General features: G+C 62.0%; 20 protein-coding genes. 4 read left to right on the top strand and 16 right to left on the bottom strand.

Going from position 1 to position 20,453, the window contains the following annotated elements; all coding sequences use genetic code 11:
• Positions 1-248: 248 nt before the first annotated feature.
• The 3 genes from GGD46_RS26600 to GGD46_RS26590 all read right to left on the bottom strand — a co-directional run bounded on the left by GGD46_RS26600 (position 249) and on the right by GGD46_RS26590 (position 3,517).
• Positions 249-1,586 carry a HAMP domain-containing sensor histidine kinase gene (locus GGD46_RS26600; protein ID WP_184709675.1) on the bottom strand — a complete coding sequence of 446 codons (1,338 nt, stop codon included), beginning with the start codon at positions 1,584-1,586 and terminating at the stop codon, positions 249-251.
• Positions 1,583-2,257 carry a response regulator transcription factor gene (locus tag GGD46_RS26595; RefSeq protein WP_184709673.1) on the bottom strand — a complete coding sequence of 225 codons (675 nt, stop codon included), beginning with the start codon at positions 2,255-2,257 and terminating at the stop codon, positions 1,583-1,585. The genes GGD46_RS26600 and GGD46_RS26595 overlap by 4 nt, the downstream gene beginning before the upstream one ends.
• Before the next feature lie 117 nt (positions 2,258-2,374).
• On the bottom strand, positions 2,375-3,517 hold the full coding sequence (locus tag GGD46_RS26590) for a hypothetical protein (protein WP_184709671.1): 1,143 nt from the start codon (positions 3,515-3,517) through the stop codon (positions 2,375-2,377).
• Here GGD46_RS26590 and GGD46_RS26585 point away from each other — a divergent pair.
• Positions 3,497-3,793 carry a hypothetical protein gene (locus tag GGD46_RS26585; RefSeq protein WP_184709670.1) on the top strand — a complete coding sequence of 99 codons (297 nt, stop codon included), beginning with the start codon at positions 3,497-3,499 and terminating at the stop codon, positions 3,791-3,793. The genes GGD46_RS26590 and GGD46_RS26585 overlap by 21 nt on opposite strands.
• Before the next feature lie 6 nt (positions 3,794-3,799).
• Here GGD46_RS26585 and GGD46_RS26580 read toward each other — a convergent pair whose 3' ends face one another.
• Both GGD46_RS26580 and GGD46_RS26575 read right to left on the bottom strand, forming a co-directional pair.
• The gene (locus tag GGD46_RS26580) at positions 3,800-5,179 is read right to left on the bottom strand and encodes a HAMP domain-containing sensor histidine kinase (RefSeq protein ID WP_184709668.1); all 1,380 of its coding nucleotides are present in this window, start codon (positions 5,177-5,179) and stop codon (positions 3,800-3,802) included.
• Entirely contained in the window at positions 5,176-5,850 is a 675-nt protein-coding gene (locus GGD46_RS26575) for a response regulator transcription factor (protein ID WP_184709666.1), read from the bottom strand. The genes GGD46_RS26580 and GGD46_RS26575 overlap by 4 nt, the downstream gene beginning before the upstream one ends.
• Positions 5,851-5,995: 145 nt before the next feature.
• Here GGD46_RS26575 and GGD46_RS26570 point away from each other — a divergent pair, with 145 nt between their 5' ends.
• A complete protein-coding gene (locus GGD46_RS26570) occupies positions 5,996-6,634 on the top strand; it encodes a class I SAM-dependent methyltransferase (RefSeq protein ID WP_246806487.1) in 639 nt (212 codons plus the stop codon).
• A 27-nt stretch (positions 6,635-6,661) separates the two neighbouring features.
• On the opposite strand, the gene GGD46_RS26565 is transcribed toward GGD46_RS26570, so the two are convergent.
• The 6 genes from GGD46_RS26565 to GGD46_RS26540 form a co-directional block, all read right to left on the bottom strand.
• Positions 6,662-7,726 carry an ABC transporter ATP-binding protein gene (locus GGD46_RS26565; RefSeq protein WP_184709664.1) on the bottom strand — a complete coding sequence of 355 codons (1,065 nt, stop codon included), beginning with the start codon at positions 7,724-7,726 and terminating at the stop codon, positions 6,662-6,664.
• Positions 7,723-8,652 (bottom strand): PfkB family carbohydrate kinase, encoded by a 930-nt coding sequence (locus GGD46_RS26560; RefSeq protein WP_184709662.1) that lies wholly within the window; start codon positions 8,650-8,652, stop codon positions 7,723-7,725. The genes GGD46_RS26565 and GGD46_RS26560 overlap by 4 nt, the downstream gene beginning before the upstream one ends.
• Positions 8,653-9,675, bottom strand: coding sequence for an SIS domain-containing protein (locus tag GGD46_RS26555; RefSeq protein WP_184709660.1), 1,023 nt, complete (start codon positions 9,673-9,675; stop codon positions 8,653-8,655). It lies immediately after the preceding gene.
• Positions 9,672-10,517, bottom strand: a complete 846-nt coding sequence (locus tag GGD46_RS26550; protein WP_184709658.1) for a carbohydrate ABC transporter permease — start codon at positions 10,515-10,517, stop codon at positions 9,672-9,674. The genes GGD46_RS26555 and GGD46_RS26550 overlap by 4 nt, the downstream gene beginning before the upstream one ends.
• Entirely contained in the window at positions 10,517-11,401 is an 885-nt protein-coding gene (locus tag GGD46_RS26545) for a carbohydrate ABC transporter permease (RefSeq protein WP_184709656.1), read from the bottom strand. The genes GGD46_RS26550 and GGD46_RS26545 overlap by 1 nt, the downstream gene beginning before the upstream one ends.
• A 134-nt stretch (positions 11,402-11,535) precedes the next feature.
• Positions 11,536-12,774, bottom strand: coding sequence for an extracellular solute-binding protein (locus GGD46_RS26540; protein ID WP_184709654.1), 1,239 nt, complete (start codon positions 12,772-12,774; stop codon positions 11,536-11,538).
• Positions 12,775-13,000: 226 nt separating this feature from the next.
• Here GGD46_RS26540 and GGD46_RS26535 point away from each other — a divergent pair, with 226 nt between their 5' ends.
• Entirely contained in the window at positions 13,001-14,200 is a 1,200-nt protein-coding gene (locus GGD46_RS26535) for an ROK family transcriptional regulator (RefSeq protein WP_184709652.1), read from the top strand.
• Between the two features lie 16 nt (positions 14,201-14,216).
• On the opposite strand, the gene GGD46_RS26530 is transcribed toward GGD46_RS26535, so the two are convergent.
• On the bottom strand, positions 14,217-14,552 hold the full coding sequence (locus tag GGD46_RS26530; protein ID WP_184709650.1) for a DUF6665 family protein: 336 nt from the start codon (positions 14,550-14,552) through the stop codon (positions 14,217-14,219).
• Between the two features lie 250 nt (positions 14,553-14,802).
• On the opposite strand from GGD46_RS26530, the gene GGD46_RS26525 reads away from it, so the two are divergent.
• Positions 14,803-15,336 carry a methylated-DNA--[protein]-cysteine S-methyltransferase gene (locus GGD46_RS26525; protein WP_184709648.1) on the top strand — a complete coding sequence of 178 codons (534 nt, stop codon included), beginning with the start codon at positions 14,803-14,805 and terminating at the stop codon, positions 15,334-15,336.
• Positions 15,337-15,441: 105 nt separating this feature from the next.
• Here the strand turns inward: GGD46_RS26525 and GGD46_RS26520 are convergent, their stop codons facing one another.
• The 4 genes from GGD46_RS26520 to GGD46_RS26505 all read right to left on the bottom strand — a co-directional run bounded on the left by GGD46_RS26520 (position 15,442) and on the right by GGD46_RS26505 (position 20,411).
• Positions 15,442-17,445 carry an aldo/keto reductase gene (locus GGD46_RS26520; protein WP_184709646.1) on the bottom strand — a complete coding sequence of 668 codons (2,004 nt, stop codon included), beginning with the start codon at positions 17,443-17,445 and terminating at the stop codon, positions 15,442-15,444.
• 169 nt (positions 17,446-17,614) lie between these two features.
• Positions 17,615-18,703, bottom strand: coding sequence for an ABC transporter ATP-binding protein (locus GGD46_RS26515; protein WP_184709644.1), 1,089 nt, complete (start codon positions 18,701-18,703; stop codon positions 17,615-17,617).
• 14 nt (positions 18,704-18,717) lie between these two features.
• Positions 18,718-19,554 carry a carbohydrate ABC transporter permease gene (locus tag GGD46_RS26510; RefSeq protein WP_184709642.1) on the bottom strand — a complete coding sequence of 279 codons (837 nt, stop codon included), beginning with the start codon at positions 19,552-19,554 and terminating at the stop codon, positions 18,718-18,720.
• Positions 19,551-20,411 (bottom strand): carbohydrate ABC transporter permease, encoded by an 861-nt coding sequence (locus tag GGD46_RS26505; RefSeq protein WP_184709640.1) that lies wholly within the window; start codon positions 20,409-20,411, stop codon positions 19,551-19,553. Before GGD46_RS26505 ends, GGD46_RS26510 begins: the two co-directional genes overlap by 4 nt.
• Positions 20,412-20,453: the final 42 nt, after the last annotated feature.

Raw genomic sequence — 20,453 nt, 5'->3', positions numbered from 1 at the left:
AACCCATTTGCCATCCCTTGGCGCTCGAAGGGTCTCAGTTTGTGTTGGAGAACCGGAAACCGGTCCCTGCTGCTCTCCGGTGCCATCCGTCTTGGGAGCGGACTGGTCCAAGGAGATGCATGTCATTTTGCTCACGAGAATTGCGGTTACATTGCAGGATTTGAAAATATTGAAAAATTATTTAGTATTTTTATGGAGTTGGATGGAAATATTTAACTTATTTTTAAGGAAGGCTCGAGCGTTCGGCCTTAGACTGGGAAGGTAAGATGAAAACATGCGCCGCCGCGCGGATTGTCCGAGGCGACAACCTGGCCACCGTGACGCTGCATGATTTCCCGCACCAGATTGAGCCCGAGACCGGCCCCGTGCTCATGCGCGTGCAGACGATGGAATGGTTCGAAGATCCGCTCCCACTCGCCTGCCGGTATGCCCGGACCTTCGTCCGTGATTTCGATGTTCGCGGGTTGCACGATCCTGATCGTGATCGTTCCCTTGCCGCCACCGTGCTCGATTGCGTTCTGGACGATATTGAAGACGACACGCTGCAGCGCGCCGGCATCCCCCTGGATGACCAGCCGGTCGAGTTTCGTTTCCAGCGAAAGGTCATACCCCTGGGCGATGGCCAGGGGCGCCATGTCGGCGGCAACGTTGCGGCATATGTCCACCAGATCGACCGGCGTGAACTGTTCGCGCATGACATCCAGACGTTGCAGGTCGAGCAACTGCTCGGCAAGCGCTGCGATGCGGCTTGCATCCGACAGAAGCCGGTTGCGGATCGGCCCTTCTGCTATCGTCTCCACCCGCGTCTGCAGAATGGCGACCGGCGTGCGCAGCTCATGCGCCGCATCGAGAATGAACCGCTGGTGACGCTCATGGCCCTCGTCGAGCCGCTGCAGGGCACCGTTGATGGCGTTGACGAGCGGTACGACCTCATTGGGAATTCCCGTCTCCGGCAGCCTGTAGCCGCGTCGGTCGATATCAATGGCTTCCGCTTCCTTCGCGATGGTGGAAAGCCGCGAGAATGCCCGGCTGACGATCCACGGAATGGCGATGACCGTGATGATGACCAGGAGGACAAGGATCGGCACCATCAGCAGGTTGGAGAGAAGGAGGATGGCATAGGTCATGCTCAGCACGTCGCCTTTGCCGAGTACGATGAAATCGCCGGCAGGCCCGGAAGAGCGGCGAATGACCGCAAGGTTGGTGAATGGCGCCTGGGTATCCCTGATGTCGGCAAAGGTGATGCTGCCCAGATGCTGCGCCATGATGGCATAGACCGGTGGCACATCGCCCGTCTGGACGACCTCGCCCTTCTCGCTGCGGGCGACGAACCAGAAGTTGGTGGAGCGCTGCCGGAGCTTGGCAAGCTCCTCCGTCTCGTTGAGAACGAGATGGCCGTCTGCCTTGCGTTCGATGGCGTTCGCAGCGGCATCGGCAAATGCGGGATCGGAAAGAACGATACCCTCGCCGACCTGCAGCAGGTAGGCGACGAAGGCGACGCTGAACAGAAAGAGAATGCCGACCTGGAAAAGCAGAAGCTGAGCGATCAGACGGCGCTTCAGCGATTTCGATGCGAGAAGCTTCATGCAACCGGCCTCAAGAGGTAGCCGACCCCTCGAATGCCGTGAATTTCGACGCCGGCCTGCGCGTCCGCCAGCTTCCTGCGAAGCCTCGATACATGCGAATCAAGCGCGTTCGACTGGATCTCGTCGTCGAAGGCATAGACTGCCTCTTCCAGTGCGGCCCGCAGAACCGTTCTGCCCTGCCGACGGATCAGTGTTTCGAGGACGAGAAGCTCGCGCCTCGGCAGGTTGAGCACCTTGCCGGCGATTCTGGCCTCCCTGTTATCGAGGCTGAATTCCAGTCGGCCGAGCCTTGCGACCATCGGCGCGACATTTGCCGGCCGGCGCATCAGGGCGCGGATGCGTGCGAGCAACTCTTCCAGAGCGAAAGGCTTGGCAAGATAGTCGTCGGCTCCGAGATCCAGTCCGTTCACGCGGTCCGCAAGCGAGCCGCGCGCGGTAAGCACGATGACCGGCACGGTTGCCCCGATCGATCGCAGATGCTGGATCAGCTCCAGGCCATCGCCATCGGGCAGCTGTCTGTCGAGCACGATCATGTCATGCACATGTTCGGCGACGGCGCTTCTGGCGAAATCCAAGGTCAGCGCATGGTCAACGATAATGTCGTATTGATGCAAGGCGGTTGCGAGCGCATCCGCCATTTGCGGCTCATCTTCCACGAGCAAGAGGCGCATTCTTTCCCTCATCCAAACCCACTAATGTCGTTCAAGGCATAGCGATGAACATTACGATATTATTGCGCGCAATGGGATTTTCTTGCCTCGCGCGACTCAGCGCTGAATGTTTTCCGGCTAATCGTTTTCCATGGATTCCAGCCAGGCGGCGCTGACTGCCGCTGCCATTGTCAGCAGGAACACCAGAAGAGTGCAGGTCGTGCGAAACGAGGTGAGGCCGATCGCCGTGCCCGTCAGCAGATATTCGAGCGGCAGAAATAGCAGGACCACCGAATAGGAAAACCCCATCACGTAGGGCCGGCGGCCGCGTGGCGCCTTGACCTGCAGGATCGAGATGAATGCGGGCGAGAGCCAGCCGTTCGCCAGTCCGGCGACCAAGCCCGCCAGCATCATCGTCAGAGGTGAGATCTCGACCCACATCAGACCTGTCGCGAATGCCAGCCCGAGGAGCGCCCGCGAAGCGATGGATGCCGCCGGGGGTGCGCTCTGACGGGAAGCCAGATGCAGGTTCATCATGATCGTGCCGGTTGCCGACGCCGCGATGAAGATGCCGAGCCAGGCAATCGAAGCACCCTGCAGCCGCAGGGCGGCCGGCACGAGGAAGATCTGCAGCGTCATGAAGAAGCCGAGCGCCGCGCTTGCGCACAAGGCAAGCGGCAGCGAGACGGCGAGGCCGCGAAACTGCCGCCCCGCCGCGATGATATCCCGCAGGTGCGGAGCTGGCCGCAGCCGAAAATTCGGCAGGCTGAGGGACAGCAGCGTCATGGCGGCGAAGTTGCAGATCGCAATCCACCAGGCGGCCTCCTTGGCGCCGATGACGGCGATGATGAAGGCGCTTGCAGCCGAAGCGGTGAGGAGCACCAGGCCATCGATCATGTCGTCGATGGAGTTGGCATTGGTCGGCGACAGGCCCGAAAGCCGCGCTATTTCCGGCACCTTCGCTTCGGTGGCGACCGTTGCCGGACCGTCGAGGATCGTGCCCAGAAGCCCGAGGAGGATGAGTACGCCCGGGCTCAGAAAGTCGGCCGTGTAGAGTGCTGCGACCAGCAGCGACGTCAGCGCGCCGATCTTGGCGGAGATGAGCGCGGTGTAGCGTATGCCGAGCCACTCGGCCACGTAGCCGCCGAAAGCCATCCCGACCAGAAGCACGGCCCCATTCATGCACACCATCAGCGCCATGTAGACGACGCTGCCTGTCAGGTCGTACATGATCCAGGGATAGAGGACAGTCGCGAAGGCATGACTGAAATTCAGGGTCACATTGCTGAGCTGCAGCCCGATGAAGGGCCATCGCGCATTGCGCTGAAGTCGTTGAAGCACGGTTTCACCCCGATGATCTCTAGTGCATTCCCAGCGGAACAACGCATCGGTTCTCGAGCTGGAATGCGAAAAGCAGCAAGATTGCGCATGTCCGCGATTCAAACAGGGGCGGACATGCTTGAGGTCTTCAGGTTCGGGGAGCTGCCTTGCGGTAACATTACGAGCGTCGAAATTTCTTTGGAAAGCTTGGTCGTGGTCAATCCCAATGAGGAATAAGCCCGACTAGCCTGCTTTCGCCGGAGAGATCGCTTGCTCGGACGAAGCGAGATTGATCGTCAATCGCGCGCCGCCGGTCCTGCTGGCCCCGGCCTTGACGTTGCCGCCGTGCAGCTCAGCGATCTGCCGGACGAGATGAAGTCCGAGGCCGGTCCCGCGCGAGCGTGGCTTCAACCGATAAAATGGTTCGAAGATGCGATCACGCTCGGCGGGCGGGATGCCGGGGCCGTCGTCGCACACCTCTATGATACCGGGAGCGATGTGGACGTTGATCGTTCCGCGCCCGCCGCCATGATCGATGGCATTCTGGATGAGGCTTGCCAACGCTCGTCCGAGCGCTGCTTCGTCGCCCTGGATCGAATGGTCGGAGCCGTGGTGGATCAGATCGAGCTCGTAGCCTGCCGGAAAGGCAAGCGGCGCCATGTCGCTCACCACCCGCTTGCCGAGATCCAGCAGCGACAGGGGCTTGAACTCGGCGATATCCCGTCCGAGCCGCTCGATATCCAGCAGCTGTTCAGTCAGCGTCGTCAGCCGCGCCACGTCGGCAACCAGTTGCAGGCGCTCGGGCGTCGGCGGCAGCGCGGCGATCCGGATGCCGAGAATGGCGATGGGCGTCCTCAGTTCGTGGGCGGCGTCGGCAAGGAAGCGCTGATGTCGCTCATAGCCTTCGTCCAGCCGGCTTAGGGCGTCGTTGACGGCGCGAATGAGCGATGCGATCTCGGGCGGCGTACCTGCAGTCTCCAACCGGACGCCACGCTGGCTGATATCGATGAGGGCGGCCTGTTCTTCGGCTTTCGCGATGCCGGCCACTGCGCCGCGCACGACGAGCGGTGTCGCGAGCAGAATGCCGAGGACAATGACGATCATGATCGGCAACCCGATCTTGATGAACACGAGCACGAGCCCAAGCGCAACGATCAACGGCGGAGCCTTGCCCTCGGTTCCCGTCAGGATTTGTATCTCGCCCGCCGGGGAATAAACCGTTCGCATGCGCGCCTCCGGCCGGTTCATGGCGGCTCCGTCGGTCGTAGACCCGAAGCGGGCTTGGCCGATGCCGGGCAGCACGGTGCTGATGCGCTTGAAGATCGGGGGGACGGGGCCTTCCGAGATTTCCGCTCCCTGGGTGTCCGTGATGATGAGCCATAGGGCCGGCTCGGCTGCTCTCAGAGCGGTCAGCTCCGGTGTCTCGCGGAGCTGCAACGCGCCGGCCGCATCGCGCTGAACGGAATGGCGAACTGCCTCTATCGTTCCATCCATCGAACGGAAGGCGAAGAGATCGCCTCTGAAGAACATGATGCCGAGAACGAGAAAGAGGATCAGACTCTGGAGGATAAGCAGTCGCCGGATCAGTTGCCACTTGAGGGAGTGGCCGGTAGCCCCCTTCATATCTGCTCCATCAGCATGTAGCCGACGCCACGCACGCCGTTGATGGTGACGCCGGCGTCGGCGTCCGCAAGCTTGCGCCGGAGCCGCGATATATGGCTGTCGAGCGTATTGGACTGTACCTCATCGCTCATGCCGAAGACCGCTTCCATCAGGATCTCGCGCGGCACCATCCGGCCCGCGCGCCGCATCAGCGCTTCGAGCACAAGCAGCTCGCGCCGCGGCAGGTCGAAGCGCATGTCTTCCACCCTTGCTTCGCGATGGTCGAGGTCGAGCGTGAGGCGGCCGAGCTTGACGGCCATGGGCCTGAGGTGATCGGGCCGCCGCATCACGGCGCGCAGCCGTGCCAGCAGTTCCTCGAAGGCGAAGGGCTTGGCCAGATAGTCGTCGGCACCGCTGTCGAGACCGGTGACGCGCTCTGCAAGACGTCCACGCGCCGTCAATACGATCACCGGAATGTTCGCCCTGTGTTGCCTTATCATCGGGATTAGCGACAGGCCGTCGCCATCGGGAAGCCCGCGGTCGAGGATGATCGCATCGTAAGACCCGGCGAGGATCATCTCCATAGCAACCGCCAGCTCGTCGGCATGGTCGGCGATCATATCGTGCCTGCGCAAAGCCGACTGCAGGGCAGTCGCCATTTCCGGCTCGTCTTCCACCACAAGGAGCCGCATCGGTCTATCCCTTCGCCATTTTTCAAACGCGCTTCCTGCCTGCGCCACATTGCGACAACATGACGTTTCGAAGCAATGCACGCATCAGGTGTTCCGTCCAAACCCTTGTGGGAAACAATCAGCAGACAAGGGATGAACCGAGACTATGAAGGACAGCCTGTTTTTCTTGCGCCAATGGGCCATGGCTCCGCTTCGCACGGCGGCGGTCGCGCCGTCCGGCCGCGCGCTCGCAAAGCTCATGACCAGTGAGATCACACCGGCGACAGGCCGCGTGATTGAGCTCGGACCAGGCACTGGCGTGTTTACCAACGCACTGCGCAATTGCGGTGTAGCCGAGCGCGACATCACCCTAGTCGAGCTCAATCCGGATTTTGCGGTGTTGTTGAAGCAGCGGTTTCCGACAGCACGCGTATTGCAGATGAACGCCGCCGACGTCTCCGATTCCGCCGAGATGCAAGAGGACAGCGCCGGAGCCGTTTTGAGCGGCCTCGGCGTGTTGTCCATGCCGACAGGCGTCGTCGTCAGAATCATGCAAGGCGCATTTCGCTGCCTGGGGCCAACGGGCGCTTTCTACCAATTCACCTATGGCCCCCGCTGTCCCGTGTCGAACGGGGTTCTGAATTTTCTTGGCCTGCGGTCGGAGAGAATAGGGGGAACTTTCTTCAATCTGCCGCCGGCTTCCGTCTATCGGATCACGCGCGCACCGAGCTGGCCAGGCGGAACATTTCATCGCCGTGCCGCAAATGGCGCATCGCGTCCAGAACTCGGTGTCCCCAGCAACTGACGGGGCGAGGCGCGAAGGCTGGCGCGCTCATCCGCAGCGCCGGCCGGTAGCGCGATCGAACAGATGCAGAGCGTTGGCATCGAAGCCGAACTTCAATCGCTGTGCTTCGGCAATGGCGGTGCGCGGCGGCAGGCAGGCCATAAGCCGTTGTGAGCCGGCTTGCGCAGTCACGATCAGTTCCGGGCCTGTCAGCTCCGCCACCTCGCACACGGCCTCGAGCGGACCCTCTTCGTTAAGGTGCAGCGTTTCAGGCCTGATACCGATCACCAGCTCCTGTCCTTGTTCGATCTCAGCCTTCGTTGTCGGCATGGGCAGCGTGATCGAGGTTCCGTCGATGCGGAGCGAACCTCTATCGGCGGTCGCGTTCAGGAGGTTCATTGGCGGCGCGCCGACGAAGGTGGCGACATAGAGCGTTGCCGGGTGATTGTAGATCTCGTCCGGCGTGCCGAGCTGCTCGATGCGGCCGTCCCGCATCACGGCGATGCGGGTAGCGAGTGTCATCGCCTCGATCTGGTCATGCGTCACGTAGACGACGGTGGTCTTCAGCATCTGGTGCAGACGCTTCAGCTCGGTGCGCATCTCCATGCGCAGCTTGGCGTCGAGATTGGAGAGCGGCTCGTCGAACAGGAAGACTTCCGGCTTGCGCACCAGCGCCCGGCCGATCGCGACGCGCTGACGCTGGCCGCCGGAAAGCTGGCTCGGCTTGCGCTCCAGCAAAGCTTCGATCTGCAAGAGCTTCGCCGCCTCGCGCACCGCCTTGTCGCGCTCGGCGGCAGGCACCTTGCGCATTTCCAGACCGAAGCCGATGTTGCGATGGACTGAGAGGTTCGGATAGAGCGCGTAGGACTGGAACACCATGGCGATGTCGCGGTCCTTCGGATGCACGCCCAGCACGGAACGATCGCCGATGCGGATATCGCCGCTGGTCGCCTCAGCAAGCCCGGCGATGATGTTCAATAGCGTGGACTTGCCGCAGCCCGAGGAGCCGAGCAGCACCAGGAACTCGCCGCTCTCAAGCGAAATATCGATACCCTTCAGCGTCTCCAGCGCGCCATAGCTCTTGCGGATATTCTGGATTTCGAGCGCGCTCATCGAACGTCCTCCTCGGATGCGTTGGCCGGGCCGTAGCTGCGCGGCAGGGTGGAAATGGCGCGGGAAGCGACTGCGATTCCCAACGAAAGGCAGGCCGCAATCGGCTCGCTGCGGGCAAGGGCCGCCAGGAAGCCGGCATTGAAGACATCGCCTGCACCGATCGTGTCGACAACCGTGACCTTTGGCGCTGCGGCCGAAACGAGCTTGCCGCCGCCATCGATGGCAAGCGCGCCATCCGGGCCGCGTTTGACGACGAAGGTGGCGCCGGCTGGCATCAATGCGTGGAGCGCGCGAGCGGCTTCGGCCGGATCGTCCATGCCGGCTAACGTCGTCGTTTCGACCTCGTTCATGAGCGCCACGCCACAGCGGGAAAGCCAGCGCCGCGTGGCATTGCAATTTTCCTCCGTCCAGCCGTCGAGCGGCCAGCCGGTGTCGAGCGCAACGGTGATTTCATGCTTGTCGGCCCAGTCGAACAGGGCGTCATAGTCGCGGGTAAGATCTTCGGTCAGAAAGGCGCCACAGAGCAGTGCATAGCCACCGGCGAGCCTGTTGCCGTCGAGGACAGCGAGCACGTCGTCGAGGCTGAACCGCGGCAGGTGGCCGCGCGTGGTGAAGAAGGTGCGCTCGCCATCGGGATGGGTGATGCCGACGGAGAGCGTCGTGCCCTCCGGCCTGACAGGCCATTTGCTGCTACGTGCGCCCAAGGCCTCGCTGAGCCATCGTCCGAACTGGTCGTTGCCGACATTGGCCGCGATCTCGTAATCGACGCCGAGGCCTTCCCAGGCGAGCGCGCTATTGCCTGCCTGGCCGCCGACGCGCAGCTCGTCATGATCGACGATGATCTCGGTGCCGGCCCTCGGCCATGGTGTCGCCGGCCCGAGGATCAGGTCGATGTTGACGTTGCCGATGACTGCAAGCGGCTTCATTCATTCGCTCCGGGTGATCTTGGTGGAGCGCACCGGCGTGCCGGCATTCTCCACCCGCGCGTCGGCGAAGGCGATCATCAGCGACTGGGCGACGGGCAGCATCTGGAAGATGGCGGCAAGCCCAGTTTCGAGCTTGAAGCGTAGGGTGACGCAGCCGGGCACCGGCTCTTCCTCGGAGCCATCGAAGACGATCACTGGAGCATCCGTCTCGACTGCGGAAACGGCCATGGCTGTCACGAGGCCGGCCGTCGCATCATTGCCGCGGAAGAGCACGACGCCGATCGAAGGGGCGAGCATTTCCATCGGACCGTGGCGCAACTGGCCGCCTTCAAGCGAGAAGCACGGGCGGCGGGAAAGTTCCGTGAGGCCGAGCGCCAGCGCCTCGGCGACGCCCTGCAGGCGGCGGCCCGAGGTGACGACCGTGGCGACATTGGCGAGAGCGGAAAGTGCCGGCCTGATGTCGATCGCTTCAGGTGCTCGCAGCACAGCCAGCGCAGGCGCCGGATCCTGCCCTAGAGCCGCGAAAATCGCCAGATGCAGCGCGAAGCTGACGGTGAGGCTGCGGGTTGCCGCAAAGGCAAGTTCGGTGCCGCCGGCGCCGACGAGAGAAGGCGTTGCTCTTGCGAGGAAGGAGCTGCCCTCCAGCGTCAGGCCGAAAGTCTCGGTGGTGCCGCCCGTCTCGCTGAACCAGCGCACGACCTCGGCGCTCTCGCCGGATTGCGAGGTCATGAAGATCGTGCGGTCGTCCAGCGACAGCGGCTGGCCGAGCTGTTCGGAGAGCGGCAGGGCGATCGCATCGATGCCGGCGGCGCGATAGAGCGGCTCGACAGCCCGGTTGACAGCATGCGAGCCGCCCATGCCGAGCAAGAGCAACTTGCCGGTACGCTTCAGCGAGGCGGCGGCCCTGGCGGCCGTGCCGGCGGATGCTTCGAAGGAGGCAAGCGCATCGGCATGCTGGCGGGCCATTTCGCGGTCGATGGCGGCAAGGCCGGCGGGGCGTGTTTTCTCTTGAGTCATGGTCATCCCTTGACGCCGCCATTGGTCAGGCCCGAGATCAGGGCACGTTGCATGACAAGGCCGATCAGCACCGGGGGCAGGGCGGCTAGCACGCCGGCAGTCGCGATCAGTCCGTAATCCGAGACACGGCCGCCAGCGAGATCCGCTATCGCGACGGTAAGGGTCTTGGCGCGCTGGTCCGAGGTAAAGAGCAGCGCATAGAAGAACTCATCCCAGGCGAGCAGGAAGGCGAAGAGCGCCGAGGTTGCCATCACGGGCATGGCAAGCGGCAGCGTGATGATCTTCAGCGTCTGGAACAGCCCGGCGCCGTCGATCATCGCTGCGGCCTCGATCTCCTTCGGAATGGAATCGAAACCGGATTTCATCAGCCAGGTCGTGAATGGCGCCAGGATCGTCAGATAGACGAGCGCCAGGCCGAAGACGTTGTTCAGCATGCCGAGATGGGCAAGTCCCATATAGAGCGGCACGGCAAGCGCCACCGGCGGCAGCATGTAGGTGGCGATGACCATGGAAAGCGACCATCCCACGGACGGCGTGCGCGACACGGCCCAGCCGGCGGGAATGGCGAGCGCTATTGCCGCAATGGTCGCCATGCCGGCGACTTCGATGCTGTTGCGCAACGACGAGGTGAAGGCGGCGCCCTCGCTGTTCTCCAAGGTCGACAGCAGCAACCTGTAGCGCGAGAAATCAGCCGTCTGCGGCCACCAGCGCAGCGGCTTGGCGGCAAGATCGGCAGCCGGCGAAATGCTCATGATGAAGAGCCACGCGATCGGCGCCAGGATGACGGCGGCGAGCAGGATGGCGCAGACATAGATGAAGCAGGTGAAGAGCGGGCTCTGGCGTTCCATCAGGCGGCACTCCCTGCGGTTTTGCGGACGAGCGCGGCGTAGGCGGCGGCGAGCACCGTGACCAGCAGCGTGACGATGAGCGCGAGCGACGCCCCGGACCCCGCTCGCTGGAAGGAGAAGGCCTCCTGATAGACGAGGATCGACAGCGTGCGCGTGCTGTTTGCCGGCCCGCCGCGCGTCATGACCCAGATGATGTCGAAGACTTTGAACGCTTCGATGGTGCGCAGCACCAGCGCTACCATCAGCGGTCCCGCCAGATAGGGGAGGATGACGAAGCGGAAGCGGGTGAAGGGGCCGGCACCATCGACCAGCGAGGCGGCGATAATATCGCGCGGCACGGCCTGCAGGGCGGCGAGCGCAATCAGCGCCACCAGCGGAAAATTCTTCCAGCAGTCGGCAACGATCAAGGCTGTCAGCGCCGTGCCCGGTTCGCCGAGCCAGGAACGGTAGGCGTCGATGAGGCCGAGCTGGGTAAGAGCAGCATTCAGCGCGCCATATTCGGGATTATAGATCAGCCGCCAGAGCGTTGCGTTGACGACGGTCGGGAGTGCCCAGGGCAGGATCATCAGCGCGCGCAACACGCCGCGACCTCTAAAGTTCTGGTTGAGCAGCAGCGCGGCAAGCACACCGAGCACCATTTCGGCAGCAACGGAGACAATCGCGAACCAGGCCGTGGTGATCAGCGTTCGTTGGAAATTGGAGTTTGCCAGCATCTTCGCATAATTGTCGATGCCGACGAAATTGCCGCCGGTTCCCACAAGCTTCGCGTCGGTGAAAGAAAGGCCGACGGTATCGACGAGCGGCCAGCCGATGACGGCAACCATCACGACGAGCAGCGGCAGCATCAAAAACCAGGCGCGAGTTGTCATCCAGGTGCCGGACATGGCAGGCCCCTTCTTTCATTCGTCACGGAGGGTAAGAGGCGGGCGGCGACTAGAGCATGATGCCGAAGAGTGTGATCGGCTTTTGGCCGAACAGACCAAAAAATCATCTGCGCCAGCGCCGCCCGATAAGACTATCAGAGACCGCTGTTGGAGGCAGCCGACTTCAGCGCGTCCTCCGGAGAAGACTGGCCGAGCAGCGATTCCTGGATCGCCTGCTGAAGCGCTGTCGATAGTTCCTGATATTTCGGCGTCGTCGGACGTGGATACATCACTGCGAGGCCGACCTTTGCGGCCGCGATCAGTTCTTCCTGGCCCTTCGTCACGGCCGGATCGGCGTAGGACGATGCCCAGATCGGCAGGCTGAGCTTGGCATACTGGTTCTGCGTCGCCTGCGAGGTCATGAAACTGATGTACTTCCAGGCTTCATCCGGATGCTTGCTGGCAGAGGTGATGCCGAGACCCATCGAGCCGTTGACTGCCGAAGCCTCGCTCTTGCCGGCAACGCCCGGCGCCGGCACGACGCCGACCTTGCCAGCGACCTTGCTGTCCTTCGGGTCGTTGGCCATGTTGTACATGTAGGTCCAGTTCAGCGCGAAGGCGGCGTCGCCGTTTTCGAAGACTTTGCGGACATCCTCTTCGAGGAATTCCTTGGAGTTCGGGTTGGTGAGACCGGACTTGTAGCTGGTGACCATGTATTTCAGGGCATCGAGGCCGCCGCCGGTCTGGAAATTCGGTTTGCCGTCCTTGATGAAGTCGCCCTTATAGGCGCTGACGAGCGTGGCATAGTCGCAGATCGCGGCTTCGGCCTGCGACCAGCTCCAGGCGATCGGGGTCGCGAGAAGGCCCTTGTCCTTGATGGTTTTCGCCTGCTCGCTCAGTTCGTCCCAGGTCTTCGGCGGCGTCTTGATACCGGCCTTTTCCAAGATTTCCTTGTTGTAGAACAGGTACTTGGTGTCGAGGATCCACGGCATGCCATAATATTTGCCGTCATACTGGACCGTCGTCCAGGCGCCAGGGAGCACGCTCTTCTTCGTGTCGTCGGAAATGCGCGAGGACACGTCGACCAGAACCTTGTTGGTCGCATATTCGGCGGGCCAGATCACGTCGAAGAGCACGACGTCGTAGCCACCGCCGGAGCCTTGCGCCAGCACGGTCTTGTCGTGCAGGCCTTCATAGGGAACGAATTCGAGATTGACCTTGATGTCCGGATTGGCCTTGGAGAAGGCGTCCGTCATGGCGCGCACATCGGCTTCGCTATAGGCGGCCTGCGCCATGAAGAGGGCATTGATTGTCGTTTCGGCAAAAGCATGCGAGGCGAAGGAAGCGCCGATCAGCGCCGCGCCGAGCAATGTCTTGTTCAATGATTTCAACATTCCATCCTCCAGTTTTTGACACTCACGCGATTTTTCCGCTGGCGGCCAAGCGTCGCCATGGGTTGTCGGGCAGGCAATTGGCCGGGCCGGTCGCCGAACATGGATCGGCGCGTGTTGGAGACTGTGGCTCCCAATGTTCCCCGATGAAACTCTGCGGTTTCTTTAAGTCAATTGTCTTGACTAATTTGTTCTTCAATAATCTAGTGGTGTCAAGAGGCAAATAAAGATGAACGATAAACGCCCGATCAGGGCCACGAGCGGAACGAACCACGAGGGTACCAGCGCCCATAACCGACGGGTCATCATCGATGCCCTGCGGCTGAACGGTGCGCTCTCCCGCGCCGATCTTGCGCGCGCCACCCGCCTGACGAAGCAGACGGTCTCCAACATCATGGAGGAGCTGGAGGGTGACGGGCTCGTGACGTCGCGGGAAAGCGTGCGTCATGGTCGCGGGCAGCCGTCCACGCCCTATGGCCTCGTGCCGGAAGGCGCTTTCGCCATCGGCCTGCAGATAGACCGCCACATCACCCGCGCCATTGCCGTCGATCTCGTCGGCAATGTCCTCATCCGCAAGGAAGCGAACCTGCCCGCCGGCGGCCCGACAACGGGCACGCCTGTCGTTCTGCAGCTGGTACAGGACGTACGCATGGAGCTGAAACAGCGCGTCGCCCAGGCGGAGAAACGTCTTGTCGGCCTCGGTGCTGCAATGCCCGGGCCTTTCGGGCTTGAGCGAGATGATGCTGATAACCCCTGGATGATGGGTCCTTGGCAGCGCTTTCCGCTGCTGGAAACGCTTTCCGCCGGCACCGGCCTTAATGTCACCCTGCAAAACGACGCGGCCGCCTGCGCGACGGCCGAGCGGATGGTCGGCGCGGCGCATGGCCTCGACCACGCCGTCTGTCTCTACGTCGGCTACGGTATCGGTGCCGGGCTCATTCTCGGCGGTGAGCTCTATAGCGGCGCGCGCGGCAATGCCGGAGAAATCGGCATGGCGCTCTTGTCGTCCGGCGGCCGCAGAACTGTAGAACACAACGCATCCCTGGCGTCGCTCTACGAGCATCTCGGTGTCGATCCGATGGCGCCCGACATCTACTCGCTGATAGACAAGCGGGCTGCCGCTGATGATCCGGATATTCTGGCCTGGGTCGAAAAAGCTGCGGTCGACCTGCGCTGGAGCGTGCACCTGATCGAAACCGTGTTTGATCCGCAGACGGTGATCCTGTGCGGCGGCGCACCGGCAGCCCTTGCCGTCCGGTTGATGGCCGCCATGCAGCCGCTTTTGCCTTCCAATGCAGATCGCCCCAACCGGTTGCTGCCGCGCCTGCAGCTCGGCATGACCGACCCTTGGGCCGTCGCGCGCGGGGCGGCGGCGGAGCCGATCGGCCACGCCTTCGATCCGCGTTTCTCGGCGATCCTGAAGTCCTGAACATCAGGCCCGAAATTCAGGGGTGACGCGGGCTGGCGCCCAGGCGCGCGAGCACCTTGTTCGGGATCTCGTAGCGCTGAATGACGTCGCGGCTATTGCGCAGGCCGCAGATCTCGCGGTGAACGAACATTGCCCAGACGGCTTCAGCGGCGCTATCGACCAGCCGTTCGTGCTCTACGCCTTGCCGGCCCTTGGCCTCGCCGTCTCGCAGCGCCGCAAGCGCCGTCTCCACCTTCACGCCATGATGGCCGAGCGCGCTGGCCCGCTCTGACATCATCTCATATTCAAGAATCCCGAGACGCGTGTCGTTGATCCGGGATGGACTGAAGCTGCTTGGCGGGCGCACGGTCATCTCTGGCTCCGCATGCTGATGAAATGTCCCGTCTCGGTTCTACACAATGTCGGCCCGTTTCCCAAGAGCGAGCATCTTGCCTCCGCTCATCGCGACGGCGCTGAACGGATGCGAAATCGCTGGATTTCGCGGCCAGACGTTTCTTTTCGGGTGGCTGGAGACGGATATTTCGGGTCCTATGGATCACAAGCGCTTCATGAAGGTAATTCTGCCGGAGACAGCGAGCGCAATTCAAGGAAAGGATATCGGCATGACCAAAGCTGCGGGATATGACGGAAAGCACTATGTCTATCGGATCATGAACTCGCCCGTTGGCGCGCTCAAGCTTGTCGGCAGCGATGATGGTCTTGCCGCGATTCTGTGGGACAACGACCGGCCGAAGCGCGTGCCGCTGTCGATCGTCGCCGAAGACGGGAATCATCCAGTTCTGCTGGAAGCGGAACGGCAGCTGCTGGAATATTTTGCCGGCAAACGGCGTAGCTTCGATCTGCCGCTCGATTTCGCGGGAACGGAGTTTCAGCGCAAGGTCTGGTACGCATTGCTGACTATCCCCTTCGGCGAGACCCGCACCTACAGGCAGATCGCGGCTGAGATCGGCGCTCTGAAAGCGGTGCGGGCGGTCGGCGCCGCCAATGGCCGCAACCCGATCTCGATCATCGCCCCCTGCCACCGGGTTATCGGATCGACGGGCGAGCTTCGCGGATTTGCGGGAGGTCTGGAGCGCAAGGCTTATCTACTGCGCCTGGAAGGCGCGGAGACAAAGGTCTTCGATTTCGCTGCTTGAGCATGGCAGAACGATCGCTGCTATTATTGTAAGGAAAACAGCCCATCCGGCATCCGGATGGGCTGTTTTGTTTCATACGCTTAGCTCAGCGAAGGTCATTTCGCGTCAGCCCTCAAGCCACTTCACCTGTTCCGGCGTCAGCTTGATGTCGAGTGCCGAAAGGCTGTCTTCCAGCTCGGCGACCGTGCGCGGGCCGATCAATGGGATGACGGGGAAGGGCTGGGCAACGACATAGGCAAGCGCGATATGGATCGGGCTGCGGCCGAGCTTCTGCGCCAGCTCGATCGCCCTGTCGCGGCGACCGAAATTGCGGTCGGAATACCAGACGCGAACCAGTTCCTCGTCGTCGCGCTTGCCGCGGCCGGCGCGGTCGGTAAAGAAGCCGCGGCCCTGGCTCGACCAGGCGAAGTTCGGGATCTGCTTGGCATTGAGCCAGACCTTCCATTCATCGTCCGAGGCGGCAACGCACCCGGCCCAGATCGGGTCGAGCATTTCGGCCAGCGAGAAGTTGTTGGAAAGGGCTGCCGGTGCCGTCTTGCCGTTCTTCTCGGCATAGGCGATCGCCTCGTCGAAGCGGGCGCGTGTCCAGTTCGAGCCGCCGAAGATACCGCGGATGCGGCCGGCCTTCACCTCGGCATCCATAGCATCGACGAACTCGCCGACCGGAACATCGGTATTGTCGCGATGCATGAAGTAGATGTCGACATAATCGGTCTTCAGGCGGTTAAGGGACTGGTCGAGCTGCTTGGCGATCATATCCGGATAGCAAAGCGGCGAATGAGCGCCCTTGCCGATGAGGACGATCTCCTCGCGCGGCACGTTGCGGCTGGTGTGCCAATCGCCGAAGATGCTCTCCGTCTTGCCGCCGCCATAGACATAGGCCGTGTCGAAGGCGTTGCCGCCGGCTTCATAGAAGGCATCGAGCGTCAGCGAAGCGGCCGCGAAATTCGGGAAGAATTCGAAGCCGAGCGTGACGAGCGATGCCGGCTTGGAGATGCCCGGAATGCCGCGCTTCGGGATGCTGCTGCCCTTGGTGACCGTCGCCCCGGCGATGTTCTTCGTCCGATGCGTTGCCTTCTCGACCACATATTCGAGGCCGATCGAAGCGCGCCACTGGTCGAGAACCCTGAGATTGCCGATCGAATCCGCCCAGCCGATGCCGGGATAGGCGAATTCCTTTTGTCCGGCGCGAATGGCATCGCCCGCAGCGTCCACCTCGAAGGAATAGAGCCAGCGCTCTTCCTTGACTTCGATCGTCTGGGTCTCGCCGCCCTTGATGACATTGATCTTGCCGATGCCACCCTTATGGCCGGAGGCGAACCAGAAGTCGGCAACCTCGATGCGGCCTTCCGAGCCGATTATGCGCAGCGTGTTGTCCTGGTTCGCCATGATCGCGCACGAGACTTCGGCGATGATGTCGTTCGGGAATTTCAACACTGCCGACGCCCATTCGTCGACGCCGGTCTGGCCGAGATGGCCGACGCCCGACACCTTGTCTGGATCGAGGAACGGCTTGCCGCTGGCCGCACCGGCGATCAGGCGGGCCATCGAGACAGGATAGCCGCCGACATCGAGGATGCCACCACCGGCCATGTCATTGGCAAACAGCCGGTGTTCCGGGCTTACCTTGCCCATGTTGAAACCGAAGGAGGAGCGGATGATGCGCAGATCGCCGATGACGCCGCTTTTCACCAGCTCGATCAGCTTCGCCGTCTGCGGGTGAACGCGATACATGAAGGCTTCACCGGCGAAAACGCCAGCCTTCTTCGCTTCGTAATAGATGGCTTCGGCATCGAACGCAGAGAGAGCGATCGGCTTTTCGACGAGCACGTGCTTGCCGGCGCGGATCGCCTTGATTGCCCACTCGGCGTGGCCGGTATGCGGGGTCGCGATGTAGATCGCGTCGACTTCCTTGTCGGCGAGCAGCGCCTCATAGCCGTCCACGATGCGTGCGCCGGGGAAGCCGTCGCCGAGACCCGGCTTGCCGGGGTTGCGGCTGGCGATAGCCACCAGCTTGCCGCTACGGGAATGAGCGACGCCATCGGCAAAAGTCTGGGCGATCCGGCCGGGGCCGATGATGCCCCAGCGGATGGATGTTTCGGTCGTCATGAAGTGGTCCTTTCCTAAATCTGCATGCTGTCTTGGGAGGGGATAGAGCGTGATGCCGAAAAGTGTAGGCGGCTTTCGGACGACATCACGCTCTACTTCTTTGATTCTAGAGCGGATTCAGACTCTAGATCGCACAGACCTAGAGCCACCCGGCTCCATGTGGCAGCGCCTACCGCAATCGGTTGCCGGCGCTGTCGAACAGGAATGCCTTGGCCGCCGATAGCGCCACGGTGAGCTTGTCGCTGTTGCCAGTGGTACGGGACTCCTCGCGTTCGATCACGATCTGCTCGTCGGCAGCGATATTGGCGTAAATGTAACTGGTATTGCCGAGATGCTCCGCGACGTCGACATCGACGGTCAGATCCGCATCGCCGCGTCCGGCGTCGAGGAAATGTTCCGGACGCACGCCGATCGTCACCTGCTGGCCGACCTCCGCCTTCGCCGCGGCAGTGGCAAGTGTGAGGCGAACATTGCGCTGGCTCTTCAGCACGATGGTGACACTGCCGGGCTGGCTGTCGACCACCTCGGCCCGCAGGAAGTTCATCTTCGGCGAGCCGACGAATCCGGCTACGAACTGGTTGGCCGGGTCGTCATAGAGATCGAGCGGAGCGCCAACCTGCTCGATATTGCCACTGCGCAGCACGACGATCTTGTCGGCGAGCGTCATGGCTTCCGTCTGGTCGTGCGTGACATAGATCATCGTCGTGCCGAGCTTCTTGTGAAGGCGCGAGATTTCGACGCGCATCTGCACGCGCAGCTCGGCATCGAGGTTGGACAGAGGCTCGTCGAACAGGAAGATTTGCGGCTCGCGCACGATGGCCCGGCCGATGGCGACGCGCTGGCGCTGGCCGCCGGAGAGCTGCTTCGGCCGGCGTTGCATCAGCTCCGATATCTGCAGGATCTCGGCGGCTTGTTTGACACGGCGATCGGTGTCGGCCTTCGGATTGCCGTTCATGCGCAGGCCGAAGTTGAGGTTCTGCTCGACCGTCAGATGCGGATAAAGCGCATAGGATTGGAAGACCATGGCGATGCCGCGATCGGCCGGCTCGACGTCGTTGACGAGGCGGCCACCGATCTTGAGCTCGCCGCCGGAAATATCCTCCAGACCGGCGATCATGCGCAGCAATGTGGACTTGCCGCATCCCGACGGGCCGACAAAAACAACGAACTCGCCGTCCTTCACCTCGAGATTGGCGCCGTGAATGATTTCCAGCGCACCGTAGCGTTTGACGACATTGGTAAGAGACAGTTCAGCCATACGGGTCCCCGGAATTATTTGATTGCGCCGGCGGCGATGCCGGCGATGAAATGGCGCTGCAGGAGAACGAAGATGATGAGGATCGGCGCCGTCAGCATCACGGCACCGGCCATGATACCGCCCCAGGATACCCTGGTGAGGCCGATGAGCGTCCCGAGCGCCACGGGCGCGGTCATCATTCCCGGCCGGGAATTGATGAGCAGCGGCCAGAGGTAGTTGTTCCAGGAGGCGAGGAACAGAATGATGGCGAGCGCTGCCATCGTCGGCCTCGCGAGCGGCAGGGCGATGCGCAGAAAGATCTGCCATTCCTTCACGCCCTCGACGCGTGCCGCATCGAAAAGTTCGCCCGGCATCATCGAGAAGGCCTGGCGCATGAACAACACGCCGAGCGAATTGAAGAGCGGCGGCACGATCAGCGCGACCCATGAATTGGCCAGCCCGAAATCGCGCGCCACCATGATGAACTGCGGGATGACGACGACGGAGTAGGGCAAGGTGATCGTGCCGAGGATGATGCCGATGACGCCCGAACGGCCGGCGAACTGGTAGCGCGCCAGAGCCCATCCGGCCATCGAGGTCAGCATGACCGACAGCAATGTATAGATGACCGCAACGACGATGGAGATCGTCATGGCGCCGATGAAGTTGGTATCTGCCTGCAGGTTGCGGACGTTGTCCATGAAACCTGTCGACGGTGTCAGGATGATACCGGGGCTGAAAATGCCGTAGTCGGGCATTGTGGAGAAGACGAACATCATCCAGAGCGGAAACAGCCAGATGATGGCGAGCGGCGCCAGCAGGCCGTGCAAGGCGAGCGAGCGGATCAGAGTGGATTTGGACTTTGATTTCATTTCGCTTCACGCCCCACCCAGAGATTGAGAAGAGAGATGACCACCGCGAGTGCCGCCATCGTGTAGGCGATCGCCGAGGCATAGCCGAAGTTGGTCGACTGGAAGGCCTGGCGATAAAGCAACAGGCCGAGCGTCTCCGTCCCGCCGCCGGGGCCACCCCTGTTGGTGATCAGATATGGTTCGGTGAAGAGCTGCATGGTGCCGATGACGGACAGGACCACGCAGAACAGAATGATCGGCTTCAAGAGCGGCAGGGTGATATGGATGAACTGCTGGAAGCGGTTGACACGGTCGAGCGTCGCGGCCTCGTAGACATCCTCGGGGATCGATTGCAACCCGGAAAGAATGATAATGGCGTTGTATCCGGCCCAGCGCCAGGTGACGGCTATGATGATAAGAACCATGGCGGCATGAGAGTCGGCAAACCACGACACCGGCGAAATGCCGACACCGCCGAGCAGCTTGTTGATGATGCCGAAATCGACATTGAACATCAGGCGGAAGACGGCTGCATAAGCAACTTCGCCAACGACGACGGGTGCGAAGAAGGCGAAACGGAAAATGCCGCGCGCCTTGAGCAGGGGTGAATTCAGCAGCACTGCCATGACCGTGGCGAGCGTGATCATGACGGGGACCTGGACGATCAGGATGATAAGCGTGTTTTGAAGCGCGTTATAGAAGGCTGGGTCGCCGAACAAGCGCCCCCAATTGAGCGGCAGGTTGAACGTCCAAGGATTGACGCGGGTGTTCTGGAACGAAATCAGGAACGAATCGATGATCGGCCACACCCAGAAGGCCGTAAACACCAGAAGATAGGGCGCAAGAAACGCATAGGCGCTCCGGTTCTGCAGCCGCATGAAAGCCTCCTCCTTTATGCGCAGTGAAGTGACACGTGACGT

The sequence above is a fragment of the Martinezella lusitana genome (genome assembly GCF_014207095.1).
Lineage (GTDB): Bacteria > Pseudomonadota > Alphaproteobacteria > Rhizobiales > Rhizobiaceae > Rhizobium > Rhizobium lusitanum_B.
This window is presented reverse-complemented; position numbering and strand designations above follow the sequence as displayed.